This is a genomic window from Desnuesiella massiliensis, from assembly GCF_001403615.1.
Lineage (GTDB): Bacteria > Bacillota > Clostridia > Clostridiales > Clostridiaceae > Desnuesiella > Desnuesiella massiliensis.
On sequence record NZ_LN879457.1, the window covers coordinates 194,930 to 221,351 of the forward strand.

Annotated in this window: 35 protein-coding genes; 34 read left to right on the forward strand and 1 reads right to left on the reverse strand. The window is 31.2% G+C overall.

All coding sequences use genetic code 11. From position 1 onward, the window contains the following. Nucleotides 1–299: 299 nt before the first annotated feature. Nucleotides 300–1,474, reverse strand: a protein-coding gene (locus BN2665_RS18790; RefSeq protein WP_154674979.1) for an IS3 family transposase whose coding sequence is annotated in 2 segments (ribosomal slippage) — nt 300–1,207 and nt 1,207–1,474 — 1,176 coding nt in all. Because the reading frame shifts where the segments join, the coding sequence is not laid out codon by codon here. 882 nt (nt 1,475–2,356) lie between these two features. Here BN2665_RS18790 and BN2665_RS27115 point away from each other — a divergent pair. The 34 genes from BN2665_RS27115 to BN2665_RS18940 all read left to right on the forward strand — a co-directional run bounded on the left by BN2665_RS27115 (nt 2,357) and on the right by BN2665_RS18940 (nt 26,251). Continuing rightward, nucleotides 2,357–2,527, forward strand: coding sequence for a hypothetical protein (locus BN2665_RS27115; protein WP_154674988.1), 171 nt, complete (start codon nt 2,357–2,359; stop codon nt 2,525–2,527). 107 nt (nt 2,528–2,634) lie between these two features. After that, complete coding sequence (locus BN2665_RS18800) at nt 2,635–3,156, forward strand: GNAT family N-acetyltransferase (RefSeq protein ID WP_055668658.1); 522 nt, start codon at nt 2,635–2,637, stop codon at nt 3,154–3,156. A 97-nt stretch (nt 3,157–3,253) separates the two neighbouring features. After that, complete coding sequence (locus BN2665_RS18805) at nt 3,254–4,015, forward strand: gluzincin family metallopeptidase (protein WP_055668659.1); 762 nt, start codon at nt 3,254–3,256, stop codon at nt 4,013–4,015. Between the two features lie 94 nt (nt 4,016–4,109). Beyond that, nucleotides 4,110–4,445: an antibiotic biosynthesis monooxygenase family protein gene (locus BN2665_RS18810; protein ID WP_055668660.1), complete on the forward strand. Its 336-nt coding sequence runs from the start codon at nt 4,110–4,112 to the stop codon at nt 4,443–4,445. A 145-nt stretch (nt 4,446–4,590) separates the two neighbouring features. After that, nucleotides 4,591–5,316 carry a class I SAM-dependent methyltransferase gene (locus tag BN2665_RS27915; protein WP_423229883.1) on the forward strand — a complete coding sequence of 242 codons (726 nt, stop codon included), beginning with the start codon at nt 4,591–4,593 and terminating at the stop codon, nt 5,314–5,316. A gap of 15 nt (nt 5,317–5,331) precedes the next feature. Then, nucleotides 5,332–5,760, forward strand: a complete 429-nt coding sequence (locus BN2665_RS18815) for an NUDIX hydrolase (protein ID WP_055668661.1) — start codon at nt 5,332–5,334, stop codon at nt 5,758–5,760. Nucleotides 5,761–5,893: 133 nt separating this feature from the next. Further along, nucleotides 5,894–6,706, forward strand: coding sequence for a DUF4037 domain-containing protein (locus tag BN2665_RS18820; protein ID WP_055668662.1), 813 nt, complete (start codon nt 5,894–5,896; stop codon nt 6,704–6,706). Nucleotides 6,707–6,775: 69 nt separating this feature from the next. Further along, complete coding sequence (locus BN2665_RS18825; RefSeq protein ID WP_055668663.1) at nt 6,776–7,606, forward strand: formamidopyrimidine-DNA glycosylase; 831 nt, start codon at nt 6,776–6,778, stop codon at nt 7,604–7,606. A gap of 40 nt (nt 7,607–7,646) precedes the next feature. Next, nucleotides 7,647–8,306, forward strand: coding sequence for a zinc dependent phospholipase C family protein (locus BN2665_RS18830; RefSeq protein WP_055668664.1), 660 nt, complete (start codon nt 7,647–7,649; stop codon nt 8,304–8,306). Nucleotides 8,307–8,427: 121 nt separating this feature from the next. Continuing rightward, nucleotides 8,428–8,922, forward strand: coding sequence for a Csac_0668 family 2Fe-2S cluster-binding (seleno)protein (locus BN2665_RS18835; protein WP_423229869.1), 495 nt, complete (start codon nt 8,428–8,430; stop codon nt 8,920–8,922). Between the two features lie 103 nt (nt 8,923–9,025). Further along, on the forward strand, nt 9,026–9,586 hold the full coding sequence (locus BN2665_RS18840) for a DEAD/DEAH box helicase family protein (protein ID WP_055668666.1): 561 nt from the start codon (nt 9,026–9,028) through the stop codon (nt 9,584–9,586). Between the two features lie 269 nt (nt 9,587–9,855). Then, nucleotides 9,856–10,428 (forward strand): hypothetical protein, encoded by a 573-nt coding sequence (locus BN2665_RS18845; protein WP_055668667.1) that lies wholly within the window; start codon nt 9,856–9,858, stop codon nt 10,426–10,428. A gap of 414 nt (nt 10,429–10,842) precedes the next feature. Beyond that, the gene (locus BN2665_RS18850) at nt 10,843–11,274 is read left to right on the forward strand and encodes a C-GCAxxG-C-C family protein (RefSeq protein WP_055668668.1); all 432 of its coding nucleotides are present in this window, start codon (nt 10,843–10,845) and stop codon (nt 11,272–11,274) included. Nucleotides 11,275–11,427: 153 nt separating this feature from the next. After that, nucleotides 11,428–11,883, forward strand: coding sequence for an NUDIX hydrolase (locus BN2665_RS18855; RefSeq protein WP_055668669.1), 456 nt, complete (start codon nt 11,428–11,430; stop codon nt 11,881–11,883). A gap of 123 nt (nt 11,884–12,006) precedes the next feature. Further along, nucleotides 12,007–12,627, forward strand: a complete 621-nt coding sequence (locus tag BN2665_RS18860; RefSeq protein WP_055668670.1) for an HDOD domain-containing protein — start codon at nt 12,007–12,009, stop codon at nt 12,625–12,627. Nucleotides 12,628–12,656: 29 nt separating this feature from the next. Beyond that, on the forward strand, nt 12,657–13,733 hold the full coding sequence (locus BN2665_RS18865) for a hypothetical protein (protein ID WP_055668671.1): 1,077 nt from the start codon (nt 12,657–12,659) through the stop codon (nt 13,731–13,733). A gap of 41 nt (nt 13,734–13,774) precedes the next feature. Further along, a complete protein-coding gene (locus BN2665_RS18870; protein ID WP_055668672.1) occupies nt 13,775–14,248 on the forward strand; it encodes a GNAT family N-acetyltransferase in 474 nt (157 codons plus the stop codon). A 519-nt stretch (nt 14,249–14,767) separates the two neighbouring features. Next, nucleotides 14,768–15,277, forward strand: a complete 510-nt coding sequence (locus BN2665_RS18875; RefSeq protein WP_242865987.1) for a GNAT family N-acetyltransferase — start codon at nt 14,768–14,770, stop codon at nt 15,275–15,277. A gap of 417 nt (nt 15,278–15,694) precedes the next feature. Then, the gene (locus BN2665_RS18880; protein WP_055668673.1) at nt 15,695–16,255 is read left to right on the forward strand and encodes a P-loop NTPase family protein; all 561 of its coding nucleotides are present in this window, start codon (nt 15,695–15,697) and stop codon (nt 16,253–16,255) included. A gap of 333 nt (nt 16,256–16,588) precedes the next feature. Then, nucleotides 16,589–17,311: an alpha/beta fold hydrolase gene (locus tag BN2665_RS18885; RefSeq protein WP_055668674.1), complete on the forward strand. Its 723-nt coding sequence runs from the start codon at nt 16,589–16,591 to the stop codon at nt 17,309–17,311. 323 nt (nt 17,312–17,634) lie between these two features. Then, on the forward strand, nt 17,635–18,696 hold the full coding sequence (locus BN2665_RS18890; RefSeq protein ID WP_055668675.1) for a GNAT family N-acetyltransferase: 1,062 nt from the start codon (nt 17,635–17,637) through the stop codon (nt 18,694–18,696). Between the two features lie 42 nt (nt 18,697–18,738). After that, on the forward strand, nt 18,739–18,900 hold the full coding sequence (locus BN2665_RS27120) for a GNAT family N-acetyltransferase (protein WP_154674990.1): 162 nt from the start codon (nt 18,739–18,741) through the stop codon (nt 18,898–18,900). Nucleotides 18,901–18,940: 40 nt separating this feature from the next. Next, the gene (locus tag BN2665_RS26415; RefSeq protein WP_074042365.1) at nt 18,941–19,372 is read left to right on the forward strand and encodes a DUF4829 domain-containing protein; all 432 of its coding nucleotides are present in this window, start codon (nt 18,941–18,943) and stop codon (nt 19,370–19,372) included. Nucleotides 19,373–19,402: 30 nt separating this feature from the next. Beyond that, nucleotides 19,403–19,711 carry a DUF3784 domain-containing protein gene (locus BN2665_RS18900; protein WP_055668676.1) on the forward strand — a complete coding sequence of 103 codons (309 nt, stop codon included), beginning with the start codon at nt 19,403–19,405 and terminating at the stop codon, nt 19,709–19,711. Between the two features lie 114 nt (nt 19,712–19,825). Then, nucleotides 19,826–20,278 carry a GNAT family N-acetyltransferase gene (locus tag BN2665_RS18905; RefSeq protein ID WP_055668677.1) on the forward strand — a complete coding sequence of 151 codons (453 nt, stop codon included), beginning with the start codon at nt 19,826–19,828 and terminating at the stop codon, nt 20,276–20,278. A gap of 35 nt (nt 20,279–20,313) precedes the next feature. Then, nucleotides 20,314–20,826, forward strand: coding sequence for a helix-turn-helix domain-containing protein (locus BN2665_RS18910; RefSeq protein WP_055668678.1), 513 nt, complete (start codon nt 20,314–20,316; stop codon nt 20,824–20,826). A gap of 311 nt (nt 20,827–21,137) precedes the next feature. Beyond that, the gene (locus BN2665_RS18915; RefSeq protein WP_154674991.1) at nt 21,138–21,992 is read left to right on the forward strand and encodes a hypothetical protein; all 855 of its coding nucleotides are present in this window, start codon (nt 21,138–21,140) and stop codon (nt 21,990–21,992) included. Between the two features lie 99 nt (nt 21,993–22,091). After that, complete coding sequence (locus BN2665_RS18920) at nt 22,092–23,009, forward strand: metallophosphoesterase family protein (protein WP_055668680.1); 918 nt, start codon at nt 22,092–22,094, stop codon at nt 23,007–23,009. 237 nt (nt 23,010–23,246) lie between these two features. Continuing rightward, nucleotides 23,247–23,807, forward strand: a complete 561-nt coding sequence (locus tag BN2665_RS18925; RefSeq protein WP_055668681.1) for a GNAT family N-acetyltransferase — start codon at nt 23,247–23,249, stop codon at nt 23,805–23,807. Nucleotides 23,808–23,911: 104 nt separating this feature from the next. Further along, nucleotides 23,912–24,376 (forward strand): GNAT family N-acetyltransferase, encoded by a 465-nt coding sequence (locus BN2665_RS18930; RefSeq protein ID WP_055668682.1) that lies wholly within the window; start codon nt 23,912–23,914, stop codon nt 24,374–24,376. Nucleotides 24,377–24,648: 272 nt separating this feature from the next. Next, entirely contained in the window at nt 24,649–24,810 is a 162-nt protein-coding gene (locus BN2665_RS27920; protein WP_423229871.1) for a hypothetical protein, read from the forward strand. 199 nt (nt 24,811–25,009) lie between these two features. Next, complete coding sequence (locus BN2665_RS26425; protein WP_278335931.1) at nt 25,010–25,219, forward strand: histidine phosphatase family protein; 210 nt, start codon at nt 25,010–25,012, stop codon at nt 25,217–25,219. A gap of 28 nt (nt 25,220–25,247) precedes the next feature. After that, nucleotides 25,248–25,751 carry an NUDIX hydrolase gene (locus BN2665_RS18935; protein WP_055668683.1) on the forward strand — a complete coding sequence of 168 codons (504 nt, stop codon included), beginning with the start codon at nt 25,248–25,250 and terminating at the stop codon, nt 25,749–25,751. Nucleotides 25,752–25,807: 56 nt separating this feature from the next. Then, nucleotides 25,808–26,251, forward strand: coding sequence for a hypothetical protein (locus tag BN2665_RS18940; protein ID WP_055668684.1), 444 nt, complete (start codon nt 25,808–25,810; stop codon nt 26,249–26,251). Nucleotides 26,252–26,422: the final 171 nt, after the last annotated feature.

Genomic DNA, 26,422 nt, shown 5'->3' on the forward strand with positions numbered 1-26,422 from the left:
TATAGCGTCTTTATCATAAATATGTAGTACTAATTCATCATAAGATAATAGTGAAACTAAAATTTGATGATCATACACAGTTGTATCTTTTACAATGAGGATTATGAAAAGAATATTTTTCTATGACATTTTCAAGGTGCTTTAATTGTACTTTAGTTAGATATAAATCAAAAATTAATTCTAAAAAATTGTATATTAATGCTTCATTAGATATAATTAAACTGCCCTTTCCCCAATAAAATAGACACACTAAACTCGTTATATCTCATTTTCTCGTAGAATAACTAGTTATTTCATTTTTAAGCTGCAGTTACTTTTTTATTTGCTCTATTATAAAACTCATCTGGAGTTAAATAGCCATTAGAAGCATGGATTCTCTGTCTGTTATAAAATATCTGAACATATTCAAAAACAGCTGCTCTAGCTTCATCACGGGTTTTAAAGTGCTTTCCATAGAGCCATTCGCACTTAAGTTTACCCCAAAAGGACTCCATAGGAGCGTTGTCCCAGCAGTTACCTTTGCGTGACATGCTACATATAAATCCATACTTTTTTATAAGATTTTGATAGTCATAAGAACAGTACTGAGACCCTCTATCAGAGTGTAAAATGACGCCGTTAGGCTTTCCAGCGCGTTGATAAGCATCATTTAAGGCATTAATTACTAGTTCTTTAGTCATTCTTTCACTCATTGATAATCCAACAATCTTCTGTCCACATAAATCCATAACCCCAGCTATGTATAGCCAGCCCTCATCTGTCCACAGGTAGGTTATATCGCTAACCATTTTTACATTAGGTTTGTCTACAGAGAAACCGCGATTAAGGATATTTTCTGCAACTGGAAGCTTATGATTAGATTTAGTGGTTGCCCTAAATTTCTTAGAAACCCTTGATCTTATACCATTCTCACTCATTAGTCGTTCTACTCTTTTATGGTTAATAGGCTTAGGTTCTTCTTTATTTATAATTTGAGTAATCTTAATAGACCCAAAAACCTTGCCGCTTTTATTGTGGATAGTTTGGATTTTTCTTAATAGACTTCTATTTTCTATTTCTCTTTTACTTTGAGGTCTTTTATCCCATGCATAGTAACTGCTTCTAGAAACACAGAGGACTTCACACAGCTTCGCTATACGATATTTATTGCAGTTAGCTTTGATAAATTCAAACCTTTTTACTTTAGGTTCTTGGCGAAGAAAGCTGCCGCTTTTTTTAGTATCTCAATTTCCTCTTTAAGCTCTCGATTCTCTCTTTCTAGCTTTCTGAGTTTTTCATCTTCAGGACTTAAATTACCACTACCAGGGAAAGGAGCATTAGGAGATTGTTTATATTTTTTTACCCACCCTTGAAGTGTTGTAGGTTTTATCCCTAGATCTGCTGCTACCTTTGAAACGGGTTCCTTAGTTCTCTCTATTCTCTTTACTGCTTCTAATTTAAATTCTGCACTATAATGGTTATTCATTAAAATCATTCCCTTCACTTTTAGTATAACACGAGTTCCTCGTGTCTACCAAAGTGGGTAAGGGTCAAACTTTAAAACATTTATGCATAGATACTTGTCATTATTGCTGTGTGGTAACTCAATTATAACAAAAATTTTATATAAATGTTTTTAATTTACCTAATTGTAAAAATATCTTAATATTTTTGCGTCATTAGTATACGTTAGTATACGATTAGTATATGCAAATATATTTTATGTTCAATTATTCTAAATATTTGAAATTATTGGTTTCATTTTGTATAATTAATTAAATATGGAACCGTGAGATAAGGTGGCTTAATTGTTAAAAGTAATAAGAAATAGCAGAGAATGATTATATGGAAATTTCGGTGTCAGCAGTCGTATATTAAACCAAGACTATAGGGAGATTTTAGACATTATTGCAAGTACATAATGCAATAATATTGAATTATTTCTTAATCAAAAATTTATTGATGTTTCAAGATCTGAGTTTGAAAAGAAGTTTTATTAAGTATTCACACGTCATTAGAATTTTTTGCTTTCCCTAGAAAATAGAGTGAATATCATTAGATCAAGAAAAGTATTGAGATAGCATAAATTTTTAGTTCAAAAATAATAGTTTGCACATGGCGAATGGGGAATATTTTGATGATAAATTCAAGGGAGTGGATGAACTTCATAAGCAGAATATGATTGATTAATGAAAAACTAAAGATATTCGTACAGCAACAGAGAATTTACCTTATAGTCATCATAGAAGTTTCCTGAGATATTTAAGTTTATAGGTAATAATAGTGTATAGACTTAACATTTGATACAACACACTGTGCTTTTGGCATATTTCTGATTTTTAAAACATCAAAGAAGTATAAAGATTTTATCAAAAGTATGTATTTAAGTGACTTTGATAATGACTTTGAACATAAAGCTGTAAAAGAAAATTGTGGAGGGATATTAATTATAGAATTAGATTTTGATAATAAGAAAAGAAATAACATATTAAACAATAAAGAAGCAATGCAGAAAAGCATTAATTTTATAAATGATAGCCTTAAATGATTTTAGTAAAACGAGATTTCTAGAAAGTTAATGACAGCTTATTAGATAATGAAAGACTTTTAATACAGAAAATTATTAACTTAAGATATGTTTGTGGAGGATAGGATATGAAAAATTTAAAATTAGAGTTTCCAAGGGATGAATATAGGGAAGAATGGTATTCCATTATTAGAGAAATTGAGAACGCAAATGAGAAAATGACGCCCTTTGCACTTAAAGGGGAAACTGATGATTATAACGAATATTTGAAAAAATCTAAAAAGCAGTCAGAAGGCATCAATTTACCAGAGGGCAGAGTACCTTCTGATATATTTTTTCTTGTGCATAACGGAGATAATAGAATTTTAGGCGCTATAGATATAAGGTATGGTCTAAATGATTATTTATACAATTATGGAGGACATATCGGCTATGGAATTCGTCCTATAGAAAGAAAAAAAGGTTATGCATCAGAGATGTTAAGATTAGCTCTTGATGTATGTAGAGAAAAAGATATGGACAAGGTCTTGATTACCTGTAACAAAAGCAATGTAGCTTCATCAAGAACCATAGTAAAAAATGGCGGAGTACTTGAAAATGAAGTGTTAGAAAATGAGGAAGTGATACAACGCTATTGGATTACTCTATAAAAATATTGTTTTTATTTGGATGAGAAGCTTTAAATTTAGAATGTTCAAATAATGGTAAATTATTAAATAAAGCGACATCTTGAAAGAAAGAACTAAAATGATAGAGAGAAGAAAAAAAGAATGCTCAGATAATATAGAGGTTAAAGATATGCATAAAGAAAAAGATAATAAACCAAATCTAGTAAAAGAAAGTCAACATTTTATAATTCGCTACACGGAATTAGATAAGACATGTATAGACGAAATTTTAGATGTTCTTGAAAATAGTTATGATAGGATTACTAATAATTTCAATGAGCAGATTAAAGAAAAATTGACTATAGAGGTTCATTCAGACCTTAATGAACTTCATATTGCCTTAGGATTTCCAAATGCACCTGACTGGGTAAGAGGGGGACTTGGGATAGGTAAAATTGTAATAGCGTCTCCTCTAAATCCACCACCAGGTTCAGAATTTGATAATGTGATAAATACGGCTATTCATGAATTTGTACATATCATATTAAATCTAATAAATAAAGATACACCAAGATGGCTAAATGAGGGAATTGCATGTTTTGAAGCAAAAGATAATGATGAAAATTGGATACGAAAAACCGTAAAAGATGGATTATTAAGTGATATGATTCCTACATTTAAAGAGTTAGATACTGGCGATGATTTTGAAACATTTTTCAAGCGTAATGGTTATCAATACTCCTATACCATAGTAGAATCAATAATTAATGAATTTGGCTATGATAAGCTATATAGTTTAATAAAATTTCCTAATAATTTTGTAGATATTTTTAACATGACAGAGGTCCAGCTTCAAGATAAATGGGTTGAGTATATCAAAAAGAACTATCTAATATCATAAATACGTAGGGGTAGCGTACCCTTAAAGATGTAATTTGATATTCTCAAGATAACAAAGTGATGAAATATTAATTTTCAATGGGAGGTCCTTTTATATGAACGGAATAGTAAAAACACCTAAACCACCTTATTATGCAGTTATTTTTACATCCATAAGAACTTCAGGTGATAATGGATATGGAAAAGTTTCAGACGATATAGTTAATATTGTTTCTAAACAAAAAGGCTTTTTAGGAGCAGAAAGTGTAAGAGATGAAGACGGTTTTGGGATGACAATATCATACTGGGATTCTATAGAGAGTATTAATGAGTGGAAATACAATGTTCCACACATGAAAGCAAAGGAAATGGGAAAGAAAATGTGGTATTCAAAATATATGATACGAATTTGCAAAGTAGAAAATGATAATTATTTTGACAGCACTTTTTAATTCGCATACTTGTTATATAGTTGATCAATCATAAATTTGCAATAATTAGATAACGGTAAAATGTTGCGAATATTTAAGTAGCTAGGAGGTTTACGCTATAGAAAGAAAATATTTATTTGATAAAGTAGCCAATGAGTATGATAGAATAAGACCTAAATATCCTAAAGAAGTATTTAAAGACATTATTGAATACTCAAACTTAAAGGAGCATGACAGCATACTTGAAATAGGCTGTGGTACTGGACAAGCAACTAGTGGTTTTATAAATTTAGGCTATGGAAATATAACAGCCATTGAACTCGGAAGTGAGTTAGCTAAAATCGCCGCAGAGAATTTTAAAGCCTATGATAATGTTAATATTTATAATTCGTCCTTTGAGGAATGGGAAGACAAAGGTGAGAAATATGATCTTGCAATATCTGCTACGGCATTTCATTGGGTAAATCAAGATATAGGCTATAAAAAGATAGCTGGTTTACTAAAAGATCATGGAGTAATAGGTTTCTTCTGGACACATCACATACCAGGTCAGGGCGATACTTTTTCTGAAATAAGTGAATGTTATCAGAAATACGCACCTCATCTAGATTATAATAAGTCAAATCAAGTAGAAGAAATAATAGATGAAAGAATAAAAGCTACCAACAAAACAGGGTTATTTAAGGATTTAATTGTAAAGAAGCACCAATGGTTTGATAAGTATTCAAGCGAAGATTTCATTTCATTATTTAACACCAATTCTGCACATCAGGCACTAGAACAAAGCATAAGGGATAAACTTTTTAATGGAATTACAGAGATAATAAAAAGGCATGGTAATGAAATATTAAAGCCCCAGTTCGTGGTGCTATATTTAGCCAGGAAGAAATAGGAGAGTATATTTAAAATGAAAATAAGAAAAGCGGTTGGTGCAGTGGTATTTCAAAATAATGAATATTTATTAGTTCATAAGGTTAAGAGCATAAGCAATAATGAAAATATTATAGGACATTGGGATTTTCCAAAAGGCGGTGTTAAAGAATCAGATCAAGATTTGGAAGCCGCACTCTTAAGAGAATTAAAAGAAGAAACTGGTTCCGATAATTATAGAATAATTAGTAAGTTTGATAAAAAGATTTGTTTTACATTCCATGAAGCACATAAATATGACAGTCAAGAAACAAGCATGTTTTATGTGGAGTATTTGGGTTATAGAGGAGATTTGAAATCACGAGATGAAGAAATTGACAAAGTACAATTCTTTAGTAAGGAGGACTTAATAAGGATTTTAGAGCTCGAAGAAACGCGGAAATTTCTGAACGAGGAGTTTTTTTAATTATATTTTTTTAGAGGAATTTATTAAGTTATTATGCACTATTCTTATATATTCATCAGTGATAAATTCGCAATATTTAGATAATAGCACAATATAACGAACTAAAGCTAATATTTTTTAAGGGGGGAAAGCCATGGATTTTAATACAGAAGAAGTTATACAGTTATTAACAGATAGTATTTCCACAATGAAGGAAGTGCAATCAATTGGTATAAGTGGAAGCAAAAAGGAAATCCCCAAAGCAGGTGAGGGTGATATTGATGTTTTTATATATTGTGATGTAATACCTGTATTTGAGAAAAGACAAGCCATAGTAGACCAATTAGGTGACTTATTACAAGAAGGCAAAATCAACGTCTTCGAAAGGGGACATTGGGGAAGCGGAGATTTTGTACTTATAAACGGTATTGAGACTTGGTTAATGTATTTTACAGTAGATGAAACTTTAAATGATGTAGAATCTATACTAAATGGAGATTTTCCAGATAAATTGGACAACTATTATTATCCTATAGGTCGTTGTGCTATGTTAAAGAATATCAATGTTTTATGTGATAAAAATAGTTTTTTATATTCATTAAAAGAAAGATTGTTCGAATATCCCGATAAGTTAGCAAAAATACTAACACAATACCATTTGGATGAACTTGAAGATATAGAGGATTTAGAACGTGCAGTAACCAGAAAAGATGTACTCTTTTATCATTTTGCCATGGATATAGCAATCGACCATTTCCTTCAAGCCCTGTTTGCTATTAATAAAACTTACTTTCCAAGTCGAAAAAGAACACTTAATTTCATTAAGAATTTTCATATAAAACCCGAAAGCTGTGAAGAACAACTATTAGACGTTGTTAGATTAGGTGCCTGTTCAGAAAGTATTAATCAGTCTTATAAACTATGGAGCAAGATGGTTAATGAATTGAAAAAACTATATAAGGGTTAGTTTTATTAGTTCATGATATGTATTAAGCGCATCTAATAAAGCTTATTATAAATAATTGGAGGGATAATAATGATTGAGATACCTGAGGCTTTAACACTTGCAAGTCAGATTAACAACACAATCAGTGAAAAGCAGATTGTAAATGTTGTAGCTGAACATACTCCTCACAAATTTGCGTGGTATCATGGAGATCCACAAAAATATCGTGAGCTACTTGTGGGAAAGACTATTAACATGGCAACTGCCTGTGCAGGTATGGTTGAAATTAAGACTGGCAATGCAACGATACTAGTTGGTGATGGAGTAGCATTTAGATATCATAAACAAGGTGAGAAGCGTCCTGCAAAACATCAGCTTCTATTAGAGTTCAATGATTTTTCTTCAGTTAGTGCATCGGTTCAGATGTATGGAGGAATATGGTGTTTTGTCGATGAGGACGAGTTCCAATATCTCTATTACAAGATTGGGAAGGAAAAACCATCCCCAATATCTGATAAATTTAATAAAACTTATTTTGATAAATTAATATCCTCGCAGACTATGCAGAAGCTAAGTATAAAGGCTTTTCTTGCAACTGAGCAGCGAATACCTGGGCTTGGAAACGGTGTGTTGCAAGATATTTTATGGGAAGCTAAAATTCATCCAAAACGAAAAGTTAGTACATTGAAAGATGAGAATAAGGAAGCTTTGTATAGTGCCATTAAAGCTGTTCTTTCCAAAATGGCGGAACTTGGTGGAAGAGATACAGAAAAGGATCTGCATGGGAACAATGGTGGATATAAAACTATGATGAGCAAAAATAATGTAGGCTCTTCTTGTATTTCATGCGGTGGAATTATAAAAAAGGAAACCTATTTAGGTGGGAGTATCTACTACTGTGAGAATTGCCAGTTACTTTAACTCAAAATGACGAATAAAGGTGATAATTGGGGTGATAAAGATGTCTTTTGTAATGACTCATCTCGCAGTAGCTAAAGGGATAAATGATAAAATTACCATTGCTAGAAATTTAAATAGCTTTTATTTAGGAACAATATCTCCTGACTGTGTTCATGTCAGGAAGGATTATAATAGGGATATGAAGAAAAATTCTCATTATTGTGTTGGAAATGAGGGTTGGTGTATGGTTACAAATAATCAAGAATGGCGTGATAATACTCTTTCGTTACTACGTTCTTATCGAAATCATCCAGACTTTGATTTTTTCTTAGGTTATTTTATTCATATTTTAGTTGATATTAGTGATAATGAAAAAATATATATACCTTTTAAAGAAAAATACACACAGGAAGGATTACCACTACAAGATAGAGGGCGTGCATTTTATAACGACAAGAGTCAGAATGATTTTGGATTATTTAATTTTTATAAATGGAAAAATGAAGTTTGGACACTTTTAGCTGATTCTCAAGGTGTAGATATAAGAAATATAATTGAAGCAAAAGAAGCAGAAGAATATAGAGATATTGTGCTTCATCAATATGATTCAGGTGTAAGTCCTTATAGTGAGCCAATTAAATTTATTTTAATGGATGATAATATTAAATTTATTGAAAATACCATTGATGAAATCATAGAACTTTTAAACTATGCATTATAAACATGATGCGATGCAGTGGCAATTTGTATAATTATTATATAGTTGCTCAATTTTAAGTTTACAATATTTAGATAGGCGTAAGATATTATGTCCTAATAGCCTAATTTTGGAGGTGCAAAAGATGAAAAATAAAGATATAAAAATGTCTTGCTGAGCAAGTAAAGAAAATTCTGTTAGTTCAACAGAACGACTTTCTGTATGTCCCTCATGTAACGGGGATACTAAAGAAGTAAAAGGAATAACTGTCAGGCATTTTATACTTGATAGCCTTGTAAACAAAGTGAGTGAGGCTAATTATCGTATTTGTTTAAATGAAGATTGTGATGTTGTTTATTATGATTTAAATGCAAATGTAATATTTAAAAAACCAGATATGAAAATTCCTATTTGGTATAAAAAAGACGCTAGTCCTAAATATATATGTTATTGCAACCAAGTAACGGAAGAACAAATTATTAATGCAGTGATTAATGAGGGAGCAAAAGATATAAAGGATATTGTTAGGCTTACAGGGGCAATGAAGAATGGAAAGTGTGAGATTAATAATCCTTTAGGTAAATGTTGTAGCCCTATTATTCAAGAAACTATCAACAAAGCATTGAAGATGAAATCATGAGAAAATAGCTATATTTATATATGATCTGTTAGATTTAAGTGTAGCATATATGAATAATGGTATAGAGTGAAACAAGCATTATTTATATTAGGTAGGTGGAAGAATGAAACTTGTTGTTATATTCGGACCGCATGCGGTTGGAAAAATGACCGTAGGACAAGAACTTGCAAAATTAACGGGACTTAAATTATTTCATAACCATATGACAATAGATATTGTTTCTAATTTATTTGAAAATATGCCGAAGGAAAGAATTCGATTAACTAACTTGTTCAGGAAAGAAATTTTTGAGGCATATTCTAAAAGCGATGAATATGGGATGATTTTCACGTATATGTGGGCACTTGATAGTAAAGAAGATTGGGATTATATTAATGATGTTGAAAAGCTATTTATTTCAAGAGGAGCAGAGGTATATTATGTTGAATTAGTAGCAGACTTCGACTTGCGTATTGACCGAAATAAAACTGAGAACAGGCTTTTTAACAAGCCATCAAAAAGGAATACTGAGCACTTAGAGTACATTTTCAGGAAGTTGGAGTCAAAATATCGTCTTAATTCATTAGAAGGCGAAATATCAAAAGAGAATTACATGAAAATCAATAATTCAAATCTTTCGCCGGATATTGTGGCGCAAATGATAAAAAATAAGTTTGCATTATGAGGAATGAGTTTCGTCTGGACACATTATATACTAGGGCAGGTTGATATTTTTCCTGAAATAAGTGAGTGCTATCAGAAGTAACTTATCTAAATTATAATAATTCCATTTAAGTATGAGAATATGTTTAAAAGAAAAATAAGAAAAGCAGTTGGTGTAACTGTAAAAATATAATAAAGGGGGAGGAGAAAATGGCTTATCCCATGGCTCATTTGTGTATCGCATATAACATAGTAAGCTCAACACCGTAAATAAAGAAACCTGGGGACTTTATGTTGGGGTCTCTTGCGCCCGATTCAGTTTACTTCAGAGATAATTACGATAGCGATATGAAAAAGTTAAGTCATCTATGTGTTGGAAGTGAAAAATGGGGAGAAATTACAAACAACGAAGAATGGTCGAAAAATGTACTTAATTTTTTACAGGAAAATAAGAATACCACGGATATTGATTTTATCTATGGTTATTGTGCTCACATACTTACAGATATACAAACTAATGCAAAAATGTGTATGCCTTTCAAGTTAGCGAACGAAGAGTGCTTAAAAAAAGGTGCAGGAAATATTTATGCTAAAGAAACATATGAAATAGATTATGACCTGTACTTACATAACCCGCAGCGTACATCCATATGGAAAATGCTCGAAAATGCCGTTGGTTATGATATTGCAAATATTGTTGTGGGTAATGAAATTGATAAAATGAAAGAGTCCATTTTACATGATCAATTTATAGATAGGGAAGCTGGCGACGTATCACTAAATAAATATGTTATATTGACTAGTATGCAAGAATTTATTTCTGCAGAATCTCAATATATTAAAAAAATCTTATATCCAAGATAATAGAAGGTGCGATAAGCGGAGGAATGATTTATGGAGTATAACACAGAATTTTGGAGTGCATTAGATAGTCTTGCTCAGTAATCTGAGGTTGTTATTGATAGACCGAAGGGAACAGTGCAAGTATCCAGGTTTTCTTTATAAAGTAGATTAGGGTTATTTAAAGGGTACGACATCAATGGATGGTGGCGAAATTGATGTTTGGAAAGGAACGGACAAGGAACAAAAAATCGATGCCATAATATGTACTATAGATTTAACAAAAAAAGATTTATCATAATCGCAATGATTCAGCAAATACGAAAGGTATTTTAATTAGAAGATTATAAGTATTAAAAGGTGTAAATTTAATCTTATGTCATTTTTGTAGAATATAACGAATTAAAATTATTTATATTTTGTGAAGGGGTTGTAGTTATGAGTGAAAAGGTACAAAAAGCACTTGAATTGTTCAATAGTGGCTTTAATTGCTCACAAGCTGTTATGGGTACATTTTGTAGACAATTTGGAATGGATGAGCAACTTTCCATGAAGCTTACCTGTGGATTTGCTGGAGGTTTACGGTGCGGTGAAGTATGCGGAGCAGTTGCTGGTGCAGTTATGATAATTGGATTAAGATATGGGCAATATATCGCAGATGATAAAGCTTCCAAGGTAAAATGCTATGAAATTACTTCTCAATTTATGGAAGAATGCGTTAAAAGAAAAGGGACTGTCCTCTGTCGTGAGATTCTTGGTTATGATGTCCGTGATACAGTAACCAGAGCTAAATTTCCAGGTAGGCAAACCGAAGTATGTCCGAAGATAATTGAAACTGTCGTATTGCTTCTGGAGGAAATGGGATTCTAATTTTAATGCAAAAAGCAAGGTAAATTAAACATGCCCAATTATACAGCTTCTGTTAGCTGGTTTATGACAAATGTTCACAATGAGATTTCACTTGTGAAGAGTTCTCATTGTGGTAGGAATATATTAGGTCAAAGATTAAAAAGGAGATAAATAATGGATAAAAATCATTTTGTATCAGTTGCAGGATTAGTTACAAATCATAAGAATGAAGTTTTATTAGTAAAGAACCCTTGGAGAGGATGGGAGTTTCCAGGTGGAATGGTTGAACCAGGAGAAACTTTACAAGAAGCTCTTATCAGAGAGATTTTTGAAGAAAGTGGTATTCATGTGACTATTATGGGATTTATAGGTGTATATAAAAACATTGAAAGTGATATTGTCAATTTAGATTTTTGCTGTAAATATGAATCAGGTATGCCAACAATCAGTGAAGAAAGTCTTGAGGTCGGGTGGTTTCAGATGAATGAAGTTGTTCAGATGATGGAAAACCCTTTATATGAGACTAGAATTAAAAATATGCTCTCAAACAACTCTAATATGTTCTGCCATGCATTTAGAAAAGAACCTTTTCAATGGTTGGTAGTGGACGAATTCAAAGTGGGCTTATAAGTATAATCTGTTTCATTTAATTCGCAACATTCTTATAATATGTATCAATTATAAATTTGTAATATTTAGATAATAATAAAAGATTCCAAGAGAGATTATTTATATTTTTAGGGGAGGTTATTTATGTTACCCAGTAAAGAAACAGCAGAAAAGGAATTAGAAATAGCAGGACGTTTAAATCCAGGACCATGGACAGAACATTCAATAAATGTTGGATTAGCAGCAAAATATATTGCAGAGAAATGTCCTAATATGGATGCTGATAAAGCTTATATTTTAGGAGTTTTACATGATATAGGGCGTAGGGCTGGAATCGTTACTATACCTAAGCATGTATATGAAGGTTATCTTTATTCCACAGAAAAAGGATGGAATGAAGTTGCAAGGATTTCTATGACACATTCTTATCCTATCAAGGAATATGATTTTACAGAAGAAGTGAAAGATGAAGAAGCTTTTATTAAAGATTATATTGTAAATTGTACCTATGATGATTATGACAGACTCTTGCAGTTGTGCGATAGCTTAGCATTAGCCAATGGGTTCTGTATGTTGGAAAAAAGATTTATTGACGTAGCAAGAAGATATGGTTTATGGCCGACTTCTGTTTCACGATGGAATGCTACTTTTGAAATAAAAGAATACTTTGAAAAACAGATGGGATGTTCAATATATGATGTACTCCCTAATGTAAAAGAAACTACTTTTGCAGATGTACCACTTTGGAAACCGCCAACCAAGTAAAAATTAAGAGAATATTAGGGGGGATACCTATGCTTTTTCACAACCAAGCCTTTGAAGAAAGACTTAAATTTTTTGAACTTAATATTTGTGATTTTCCTGTGGAGTTAACCCAGGCAGATATAGACCACACCGATTCGGAGCAAATTATATTGGGATTGAAAGAACTACGACAATTGTTTAGAGAGATTTATACAGCATTAGATATATTTCAAGAGGATGAACCTCTAGAAAGCTTGCACAATGTTACTAATGCTCTTTTATTCTTGTACTCTGCAGGATTTGTTGGTGAACTATGTGAGCAAGGAGCAAAGTGGTATTTAAGGATTGATAAGAAACAGATGAAGAGCCATTATAAGCAGTCTTTTACCAAGCCGATGGAGAAGCTGCAGCACTTTGGTTTTTACTACGAATACTATAAAAATGGCAACTGCGTAGAAACAATGAATAAATGTACGGAGTTTGCTATATATTGTGAACAATGGGACAACCTTCTTTTAGCTCTCAGTTATATTATGCAAAAAATACATTTGAATTTAACTGCTGATGACTACGTAAGAATGCAAGGGTTGTTCTATAAGCTTGATTATAGAAGTATGGTTTTGAAAGAGAGTACAAAAAGAGATCAGATAGACCCATTTAGAGCAGATATACATAAAACAGCAGGGGCGAAGGGCGAATTTTTAGAAAGTCTATTGAAAAAAATAGTTAGCTACTATCCTCTTAAGGTTAAAATAAAATTACATGAATATTATACACCACATTGGATATTGCAGTTTTACAAAAGTAATACAGACAAATATGTTTTTAATCTGAATGTAGCTGCCAATACTATATGTCTGGAAATTCGTCTCTCTATAGAAACAGTAGAAGCCTTGGCTGCAAGAAAGCAGCAGATCTCAGCACAACTAAAAGCAGAACTTGATAAGCTTGGATGTATAGCTTGCAATAATCAGTGCAAAATGGAAAACTTAAAGGAAAGCAACGGGGTTCATTACTGTACGGCCTATTCTGAAGCAAGGCTTCTAATGTTATATATTAATTCAGAGGAAGATGTGAAATCGGCGCTTATGCTATTGGATTTTGAATTACAAAGCTTTAAAGAATAAAAACAGTTAAAGAGAATGGAATTTGAGGTTAGAGGTGTTGTATGGAAATTACGATAATAAAGGGAAGTATAGATTTTATAAATGATTGTGAAGATGCATTATTAAATTCCGAACTAGGGATAAGATATTTTTCAAAAAAAGGAAATGCTAGGAAGGCATTAGAAGAGGGATTTGCTAAAGAAGAAATATATGTTGCCTTAGATATTAATCAGAACTGTAAAGGGTTTATATGGTTTATTTTAGATGGAGCATTTCATTCATTCCCATATCTACATATTATCGCGGTAAGCCAAGAAAGTCGTAATAATGGAATAGGTAAAAAACTACTACAATTCTTTGAGGATATTTGCTTTAAAGATAATACAAAACTGTTTTTAGTAGTTGCAGATTTTAATCCAGATGCAAAAATACTGTATGAAAAAATAGGGTACATTGAAATAGGTACTATACCTAGTTTATATAGAGAAGGAATAACTGAACATTTAATGATGAAATTAAGAGAAGAGACCAGGTAATAATATATATTTCTTAAAATAAGAAACAATATAATATTTTTGTGGGACACCTTTTTTTATAACAAACATCCTGATATAGATGAAATAAAAAAATTTCCTGGAGTTAATATTTATACTCTGATAAATGAGAATAGAAATACTATTATAGAAAATATTTTTTATGAAATACAAGACATGATTTAGCAGATTAAATATCTTATGTATAAAATATTGATAAAAGTTCGCATATATTATTTCACTATTTAAGTGATATGGAGAGTGTTGAAACGTAATATTCTTATTAATTAATATTAGCTAAAAATTAAGTCGCTTTTGTAATTAAGTGTGACATAAATGTTCTTTGCAATGAAAATAGAACAGTTTTTATTTTCATTGCAGCTGTGAAGTAAGTCATGAATCGGTAAAAATTGAATAATACGGTATTTACAAAATATGCATTATTGAGTCATGATAGTAAATGATAGCGAAGAAACGATTTTACAAAGATGCAGTTTTAAAATATAACTGGAGGTGGGCATTGTGGAGAATATTGAATTTAAAAAATTTAGTGAGTTTCAACGAGGAATTATGTTTGAACTACTAAAAGATGCATATTCATTTGAAAGCAGATATGAAAAGACGTGGATAACTCGATGGAAAGAAGAAGATGATTTTTTCTATGATAATTTACATATAGCAGATGAATGTGGTTTTGTTACAACTTTGAATGATATTCCAATTGGTTTTATATGCTGGGACCCAAGGTCTATGCCAGAATACATAGAAGTTTGTCATAATTGCATTGCAACGGAGTATAAAGGAAACAAATTTGGGAAAATGCAATTGCAAGAGGCTGTCAAACGACTTGTTAATAAGAATGTTAAAAAACTTATAGTTACCACAGATGAACGATTGGTACCAGCACAAAAGAATTATGAAAGCGTTGGCTTTAAATTTGTTCAAAAGCGTGAGAATGGATGGAATGAAGAGTATGCTGGAAAATCGATGGATTATGAAATGTATTGTAACAAAGAAAATTCAAATTCGTAGATTCAATTACTTCGTATTTTTCTTATAAAGCGACACTAGCTAAAAATTGCATCGATTTTGTAATTATATAACGAACAATAAGAAATACGTTAAAGTAAACTTAAACCTACTTTTACACTTGATGAATAAAGCATTAAGATCATATTTTTAGCCTAAAAATGAACTTATAATTGCAATCACAATATATAGATGGGCTTCTAATTTGGTAATTATTCCATCATTAGAGAATGTTTTTGTTACTGTTCTATAAGCAAGCTTATGAAAAAGTTTACTCATAATATTAAAAACAATCCATCCGCAAATAGTTCCTATGGCATAGGAACCTAGAAAGTAAGCATAATATGAAATTAAATCAAAGCTGTTTTGATGTTAGTATATTAGCAGAGTATAAAACTTGATACAAAGGACGGTGTTCAAATGGCAAGAGGTATTATAATATTCGGCTCACCAGGATCTGGGACTACTACGCTTGGCAGGGAGGTTGCGAAGAGACTTGGATTTCAGCATTTTGATTTGGACGACTATTTATGGCGTTGGGATACCGAGATCCCATTCACGGTCACTCGGCCACGGGAGGAGCGAATCGAACTATTGATGGGGGATATATCCAAGTTCCCGTACTTCGTCATGTCCGGCTCGATGGATAGCTATAATGCGTCTTTCGTGCCGATGTTTGACTTGGCTGTGTTTAACTCGGCACCTGTCGAGACGCGGGTAGAACGCGTTAATGCCCGAGAGCTTGCTCGGTTTGGTGAGAGGATACTCCCGGGTGGCGACATGTTCAAGACTCATAAGAACTTCCTCGCCTGTGTCCGCAGCTACGACACGGATGGATTGATGATATGCCGGAGGGTTCATGAACAGTGGGCGGCGACACTCCCTTGTCCCGTCCTGAATATTGACGGAACTGTCGCTATCGCGGAAAACGCTGAACGAATTGTGGAGCAGTATTCGTCCATGCTGCCGTCTAATTTGTAGAGAATAACGAAGGAAGATTAAAGATAACCTAGTCGATGAAGGGGGTAATATTTTGATCTTCACAAATAGGCTTGTTTTACGGTAACATAAGAAATACGATATAGAATGGTTAAGCAGATTGTCATAGAGAAAATGTTGGTTCAGAAAAGCAAAGCCCACTGAATTTGAGCTGAAAGATATGAAGATTAAGCTTTTTAATGAGTTACAGAAAGTAACTACAATAATAAAGAAAGGTAATTTTTAATGGTATGCATCTTTCTTATATAGCAACGTAAAATTAAATTTGCGTCGTTTTGTAATTTATGACGAAGTAAAGAAGAGGAATATATTATTATGAATTTGTATTTTGAACAAAGTGGAAGTAAAGAAGCTCATACAATTGTTTTTATTCATGGTGGTGGAATGGATAGTAGTGTATGGAAAAAAAACATTGACTTTTTTAGTGACTATAATTGTATAGCAATAGATTTACCAGAACATGGTAGGAGTGTTGATATAAAGCCATTCTCCGTAAAAAAAAGTGTTGAACTTATTGCAGAGATAATAAGAAGCAATTCAAATGGTGGAAAAGCACATGTTATAGGCCATTCCTTGGGTGGTGTAATATTAATAAATTTGATTAGTATGCATCCTGAATTAATTGACAAAGCCGTTGTAGCAAGTGGGAATTTACGCCCGTCTGCTATATATAAAATATTTACAAATTCATTAATTTGTAAACTTGTAAGCATTCTAAATAAAAAAATATATAAAAAAGAATATATAACATCAGAAATGCTAAAAAGAATTTATAAAGAAATGATAGAAAATTCAAAAATCCCAAGTGAACTATATGGAACGAAAATACCGACATTATTTATTGCTGGTGAGAATGAACCAGACTTTTTAAAAAAATCAAACCAAGACCTAATTAATATATTTCAAAATTCAAAAGGAATTACTTTATTAAAAGCCAAACATAATTATCCATGGTATGAACATTGTATATTTAATGAGATTGTAAAGGCTTGGATAGATAATAAATTAATAAATAATGAACGTGTATTTTACATATAAAGAAACAATATATCTAAAATAAATTAGAAGTACCTTGAAATAAGACTTTCTTTAAAAATTATATTAGCGACACTGGGTTAAAAATAGCCTTTTATTTAATGAATAATATTCTTATTAATCGGCGTAAGTTCAATCTTACGCCGCTTTTGTAATATAATGCATCAAAAAAATGGGAAAGTTTTAATTTAAAAATACTTTCCATTGAAGTGTTGCAAAGGCTGAGTAATGATAGAATTAGACTTACTATATATTACTTTGATTAATTAAAGATAATTTGAAGTAAGTCACTCATAATAATAAGATATAATTATAGGAGAGATTGAATGATTAAATTAGATAATAAAGAATTTAGGAAAATAGTCCATTTAATTAAATCACAAGATGAATTGTCTGTATTTTCTGTTATCTATGGTGAAAAGTCTGGTGAGATATATGTAAATAACATTGATAATCCAACTGCAGTATTGATAAAAACTAGTGAGTGCAATTTAATTGCTGGTAGTCCAAATGATGAAGTGTTTAATTCTGAGGTGTCTTCAGAATTGGACTTTTGGGATCAACTAACTCCTGATTCAAGTGACTGGATAGATGAGATACCAGCTATTCATAAGAATCATTTTGTTAGAAAATACAAAAGAAGACATTATGTATTATCTATTGATGAATTTGTGGAGTGCAATTCAACCTTGAGAGGTGGATATGTACTAGAAAAGGTTGATATATCTTTATTAAGACAAAATATCTTTGAAAACTCAGAAAGAGTGCTAAAATGGGCTGAGGATTGGGGTGACGATGAAAAGTTCAAAAAATATGGTACAGGGTATTTGATACGTAATGACAAGACAATCGTGAGCTGGTCATTGACTGATTGTAGCTTTGACAAGACAGTTGCAATTGGAATTCATACAGATGAAAGGTATAGAAAAAATGGTTTTGGGAAAATAACTGCGTCTGCAACTGTTAAAGATTGTTTTGCAATGGGATACGAAAAGATTGATTGGCTTTGTGTAGATTCTAATAAAGGTTCTAGGGCAATAGCCGAAAAATTAGGATTTAACCTTAGCAATTATTATTATTCTTTCTCATCATATGCTCCAATTGAAAATTTAAAGGATTTATCTGAAGCAGAGTGGCATGAGTGGGGTGAATATTTAGAAGAGGCATCTAAAACCGAAGAATGTTTGATATGGGAATCTCTTTATGCTTATATAAAATCTAATGATGTTGAAAAAACAATTAATGTTATGGTTAATATGAATCATAAGAGAATAGTTATAGATTATTTAAGATTTAAAGATTATATTATTAAACTTCAAACCTATGGAGTATGTTCTAACTTTACTAAAAAAGCTTGGATTGACTTTTTAAATGATAATATTCATTGATGGCCATTCAGAGATAGTATTAGAAAGCTGAGGATGATTAAGATGAATTTTACAAAGGTATTGAAAGAGTTTCCAGTAATAGAAACTGAAAAAATTAGATTAAGAAAATTAAGAGAGGAAGATGCTCCTGAATTATTAAAATACTATTCCAATGAAATTAATAAAAAAAATTGTACCGAAATTATCAATATTCTTAAAAATTAAATAGATGAGAGAGTTATTAAATTAAGGGGAGAGTTTTCATATGAAAAAGATTATATATTTTCTTTGTTTAATTTTAGGGGTGCTTTCTTTAGTCTCTTGTAAACAAGCTGGTAAAACTAATAATGTTGCAGTGAGTATTGAAAAATCTAGTAAGTTTAGCGAAGAGGAAATAGATGACGCAATAAATTGTGTAAAGAAAAAATTCAAGAGTTTTGAGGGATGTAATCTTACGAAATTATGGTATGATGAAGAAAAATCAAATAATATTATTGAAGGATATTTGAGTAATGGTAGGGGTTCTGTGAACGGGGTTAAAGCTGAAAATGTAATTGTTTTGCTGTCTGATTTTGATGTGGATTCTTCAGGTGGCGATGGAAGTTTAAACCCAAATTCAACATATTCTAATTGGAACTGGATATTAATAAGGGATAGTAAAACAGGCAATTGGCAAGTTGATGATTGGGGATATTAAATATGGTCTTTAATAGGGAGGGAAATCTCAATGATTGGGGCAATATTAACTATTGGATTATTCATTTTAATGGGTATTATTTTATCTATGGGTAAAGGGTCTTTCTTAATTGCTGGATTTAATACTATGACAAAAGAAGAAAAAGAAAAATACGATGCTGTCTCTTTATGTAAGTTCATGGGCAAAGCCATGTTTTCATTTGCCTTCTGCATAACTCTTTTTCTTTTAAGTGAACTTTGGAAAATGAAAATTCTATTTAATATTGGACTTATATTATTTTTTATCATAGTAATCTTTATATTTATTTATACAAATACAGGTAATAGATTTAAGAAATAAGCTTTATCCTTATTAGTACTATCTTTTGCTCATAAGTAATATCATTGTTAAGCGGCGTAAATTAAAAATTATGAGGCTTTTGCGGGATAAGACGAAAATAAAGGAGGGATATTGATGTTTGTGTTCAAGGATTTTGATTATTTAACTAATGGTGAGATTGATTTAAAGATTGAAGAAAAAACACCATCAAATGAAGAAAAAGGCTACGTGCCTGCATATAGATATAGAATTACTCTTCACGATTCAGATGATAGTATAGGTACTATTGATATCAGAATTGGGTATAACGAAAATATATATTACGGGGGGCATATTGGTTATAGGATTGAAGAAACTTATAGAGGAAATAATTATGCTTCAAAGGCCTGCAAAATTATTAAAGATGTAGCGATTGCACATGGAATGAATAGACTTATAATAACTTGCAATCCAGACAATTTGCCATCTAGAAAAACTTGCGAAAAAGCAGGTTTCAAACTTAAAGAGATAGTAGATTTGCCACCATATAATCAGTTATATCAAGAGGGAGAGCGGCAAGCGTGCATATATGAGTGGATTTTAGAATAGCTGCTGCTTGACGTAATAAAATAAAAGTATAAATCATGAAGTATGCTATAGCTTCTTTAAAAAAACAAAATAAATATATTAGTTTAAGAAGGGATTCAAATATGCTAAAAGAAAAATACTCTATAGCAGATATAGCATTAATGACTGGGCTTTCCGATAGGACAATACGCACATATATAAAAAAAGGATTATTAAAAGGTGAAAAGCGTGATGGTATTTGGCTTTTTTCAGAGGAAGATATCAATAGATTTATTAATGAAAATTATATTAAACAGAGTATTAAAATTAAAAACCGTGCACTGGTCAATGATTTTATTATTAATAATAAGAAAAAAGATGCGTCAATATGTTGTATTTATGATTACCCTGCTGAAAATGAAGAAGTAGGGAAAACAATTGGTGAAAAGGTAATAGAAGAAATTAATACATTTGAATTAAGTTCTATAAATATGTCATACAATTTTGATGTCAAAAATAAAATGGTTAGGTTAATTATAATAGGTCCTCCTGATAAGACCATAGAACTTATACAAAAATGTAAGCCTTAATCAGGCATATGAAAAACTCGTTGATTTTCAAATTGAATTCCTTTCTTATAAAAAAGTACTATGTAAATATAGAGTGAAAGAAAGGAATGAAAAATATGTGGGAATTACACAAACAGCTTTCTGATAGGCTTAATCGAATTGATTTTGAACTAATATGGCCAGGCTTTAAAAGATATGAATTCGCAATTTACACATCCGAAAAAGTACAATTTGATAATAGTGAAATTCCATGGGATGATCGTTTCGTTGGAAATACTTCAATTCATTATGATGGGAGTTATGTTGCAATATGGGATGTGGAACATGACTTTATGAATGACGATAGTAGAGACATTGACATCCTTGCCGCTAATATTGTTCACGAGATGTTCCATGCATATCAGCAAGAGAATGGTGAAAAGAGATGGCCAAAAGATTTAGTTACTATAAAATATCCTAATAATATTGAAAATTTCAATCTAAAATATGAGGAGAATAAATTACTTGCAGATGCATTTGAACAACAGGATTTAGTAAAGAAAAGAACGTTATTTAACTATTTTTGTGGAATCAGGCAAAAGAGGGAATCACTAATAGGAACAATGTGTGAGTGTGAATACCTTACCGAGACTGCCGAAGGTATGGCTGAATACGCAGGAATGTTAGCATTGAAGATGTTGTCTATGTCAAAGTACACAAGTAAGGTTATGACCTATGTGAAATTACTTAGAGATTTTACAGCAATTCAGTTGAATATCAGGAAAATCTCATATTATAGCGGAGCAATCATGTTATTAACTGCTAATGATATGAATATAAATATTGTACATTCGATTTCTAACGAAAACAGAACAGTTTTTAGAATCATATCCCAATTCTTTTCTTCTAAATTACCTGATAATTTGTATTATGAACACAAGATTAAGACGATTGTGGAAGAAATTGAGAACTTAAATAGAAAAGAAGTTGAGCAATTTCTAGAACAGAAAAGAATAAAGCAAAATGGAGATTTTTATATCAGCGGATATGACCCGATGAATATGTTCCGCGTAGATAATTATATTTTATGTAAAACATTTGTAAGATTGACGGATGAAAGCACTAATGAGTCAATTATGTTTATAGGAAAAACACTTTTGGAAATGCGCTTAGAGTCTGTGAACCAGGTATGTAGTTATTACAGGTAATAAGAATGAAAAATGAAGTATTAATTTAAATACCGTATTATTAAGAAGGAGCCACCTCCTACCAAATAAGCTAAAAATTCAAGGAAAGTAGGTAGTCTGATGGGCAGTATAAAGTTTGCACTTTTTACAGATTTACATCACGATGTTATACCAGATGGGTTAGAAAGATTAAGCCGTTTCATGACGAGGGCACGGAAAGCAGAGGTAGATTTTATCATTGAGCTGGGGGATTTTTGTCATCCTTGCGATAAGAATAAAGAATTACTTTCAATGTTTAATGATTTTGAAAAGCCACATTATCACGTAATAGGTAATCATGATTCAGACCTTTATACTAAAAAAGATGTTATGAATTGGCTAGGCATGGAACATTCATACTATTCCTTTGAATGTGGCAATATAAAATTTATAGTTCTTGATTCAGCCTTTATTCAATACGGTAATGAATTCGAAGCATATTATAGGCGTAATTATGAAGTAGAAGATGGTATATATCCATCAATACCTGATTATGAATTAACTTGGCTGCAGCGAGAAATTTCAGAAAGCCTTCTGCCAATAGTTATATTTTCCCATCACAGCTTAGAAAATAACTTTAGAAAGCGTGGAGTGTCAAATAGAGAAGCAGTACAAAGTATAATTAATCATGGCACAGTTAATGGTAAGAAAATATTACTTTGTATTAATGGTCATGATCATGCAGATTCAATAGATAAGATTGACAAAACTTATTATTTTACTCTTAACTCAATATCCTATAAATGGTTTGGTCCAGAATTTGAACACTTTTGCTATTCCAGTGAAATTCATGCAAAATGCCCATACTTAAAAGATATTGTATTATACAGTGAACCTTTATCTGCTATTATATCCATTGATGAACAATACAATATTGATATACAAGGCATGGAAGGTGGTTATGAAAAAATCACACCAAAGGAATTGGGAATTACCGGTCCTTGGGATGGAAGGACAATTTCTCCTAATGTATCCTCTGATAGATTGGTATTTGAATAGCATTCATGTATAAAACAAGGCTTTTGATAAATTATATAATAATAGATTTTACCAGTAAGAATGTGATCCAAGGAGCATATGCTCCTATTATTTTTGCGCGTAAAAGGGTTGTTTTTTAAAAAATAGGAATAAATAACTATAATTATTTATTATCTTGAAAAATTTTGAATTTAGTAGTATAGTTACTGGATAAATATTCATAAAAATCAGTTAATTAGAAAGCTGAGGATGATAAAAATGAATTTTACAAAAGTATTAAAAGAGTTTCCAGTAATAGAAACTGAAAAAATTAGATTGAGAAAATTAAGAGAGGAAGATGCTCCTGAATTATTAAAATACTATTCTAATGAACAGGTATTTCGTTATCTTGACTGGAATGGTCCCGAAACCTTAGAGAGAAGTTATGAAGTTATAAGAATATGGAATCAGGGGTATATTGATGGTTGGATTATTCGTTTTGCTATAGCTGACAAGGTAACAGATAAAATTATAGGAACAATTTTTTTAAGCGAATTTCAAGGAAAAAGAGCTGAAATTGGATATGAATTATCAGAGAGCTATTGGCGCAGGGGAATTATGTCTGAAGCAATAAAGGAAGTGCTATCCCTAGGCTTCAAGAAGCTTGGCTTAGTAAGAATACAAGCCTTTGTTTGTGAGGAAAACATAGCCTCAAAGGACCTACTAAAAAAGTTTAACTTCAAGGAGGAGGGATACTTGAGGAAATTTGAATGTCATAGTGTTACTGGAAAGTGTAAGGATATGTACGTGTATGGGGTGTTAAATACAGAATTTAATTAAGAAATAAGGGTATGAAATTATTGTTGTTAAAAAAATGATGTTCTTATATAAGAATTGAAAAAACACAAGCAACATTAGAATATAATTAACTAGGAGAGGTTGATATGATTGAGATCAAAACACTGTCAAATAAGGAAGAGAAATCAGAGATTACAAATTATATATTAAGAAGGTTACCAGAATGGTTTGGCATTGAGTCAGCTATTGTAGACTATGTAAAAGGAGTAATGAATACTGATTTTTATGCAGCCTATGATGGTAGTGAACCTATTGGATTTATAAGTACAAAGTTAAATAATAAATATACAGCAGAGATATATGTTATAGGGATTTTAAAGGAATATCATAATAATGGTATTGGTAAAAAGCTATTGGAAATGTCACAGGAATCTTTAATAAAAGAAAAGGTTAAATTTCTTATGGTAAAGACTTTAGGTGAGTCTCATGCTGATAAAAATTACAGAAAAACAAGAGAGTTTTATAATAAAACAGGATTTTATCCACTAGAAGAAATAAAAGAAATCTGGGGGAAAGAAAACCCCTGCTTGATTATGGTGAAAAACTTATAAACTTGAGGAATGCGCAAAGGCTTTTAGAAACGTAATAAATTTAGAAAAAGAACAAAGGCATTTAAAAGGATATATGAAGAATATAGATTGCAAATATAAGGAGCTTTCAAATGATAAGTATAGATAGATACTAATGAAACAAATCCAGAAAAACTTTATAGAAGCTGTGGCTTTGAAGGAAAGGATATTTGGCATGTTTTGGTTAGAAAATAAGTATGGTCTTAAGCAAAATTGTATTATGCACAATATAGCTTAATTAACAGGAGCGCAAAATGATTACTTTCATTGAGAATATTGTAATTAGAAAAATGAGGGATGAGGAAAAGGAATATAGGCTAATGACTAAATGGCTCAGGGATGATGAGGTTTTAAAATTTTATAAAGGAAGAGATAAGCCTTCAACTACTGATGAAGTAAAGGCGCTGACAAAATAATTATAGATCCAAGAGTAGATAATGAGAGATCCATAGCCTGTTATGAAAAGTGTGGTTTCAAAATAAAAAAACTGCTTCCAAGGCATGAGCTCCATGAAGGAGTCTACTGTGATAATTTATTGATGGAAAAGTAGAGATATTGTAATTTTTCAAAGAGTGAAAAGGTGGGTAGATAAAGAATTGTGCAAAAGCAGAGCTAATAGATAAATACGATGGTAATGAAGATTATAGAAAAATATTAATTATAAGCCATGGCGGTATGATTAATATGATGATTCAAAGCTTCTTAAATCTCCCAATAAAAAATGATATAGCGATTTCTTCGGGGGATACAGCAGTTCATATGCTAAGAGTTACAGGAGATAAAAGAATCATTGTAAGCTTAAATGGGAAAGAGCATTTAAAATAAAATATTTATGTGAAAGGGAGACTAAAACATGGAGCTATTTTCAAAACCAGCTGTTGGTGGGATAATTGAAAAAAACATTGACGGATTAGATTATATATTAGTTCAAGACAGGTGCAAAGATGATGCTAAAGCAGAAACGGGATTGCTTGAAATTCCGGCGGGAAAGATAAGGGAATTTGAAAATATATTTGATTGTTTGAGAAGGGAGATTTTTGAGGAGACTGGATTACAAGTTACATATATTGAAGGTGAAGATAACGCAGTAGTAGTTGAATCTAATGGATATAAAGTGTTAAACTATACTCCATTTTCTTGTAGCCAAAATATTCAAGGAATATACCCAATAATGGTGCAAATATTTATTTGTAATGCCAGTGGTGATTTATTACAGAAAACCAACGAAGCAAAAAATATTAGATGGATGCCGTTAATAGAATTAAAGAGATTATTAGAAAGTAATAAGAACTCATTTTATCCAATGCATGTTACAACATTAGAAAAATATTTGAATATAAAATTAATATGTAAATAATTAGAGGTTTTAAAGAATAAAGCGAAAAATAAATGGTTATAAAAAGGAGAATTCTTATGGGAGTAAACGTTATTAAATTAGAGGAATTATTAAATAAATGGCAAGATATTTTAAGATTAAGAGATTGGGATATAAAACTTGAAATTGTAGATAAAGAATGGAGAAAATCGGGTGATATAAAAATTGATATGGATGACAAAAAAGCTGTTATGTTGATTAATAATAATCCTAAATCTACAAATCTCGAAGAATTAGTAGTGCATGAGTTGTTACATTTAAAATTGTGGGGGATGGATCAAATGCTTGAAGGATTTATAAATCAAGTGTTTGGAACAAATGAAGATGATATAAAAAGAGAATTTGCAATGACTCAGTTTTTCATAACGCTTGAATCAACAGTTGAAGATTTGACAAAAGGCTTTTTAAAGGCTAACGAATGTGAGGAAGAGTTAAGCTTTGGGAGATTACAGAAATTGATAGATGATGAAATAGGATGTTAGTATGAGTTAGGGCTAAAATGTAATTAATTAAGTATAACAAAACACTCGAAGCTATCAGTGTATCTGAAATGACAAGTATAACAGGAAAAGAGAATGATATTTTATATACGTATAATGATGTTCCACGGTATAAATGGCCATTTGAATTTTTGAAAAAACAATTTTCATAAT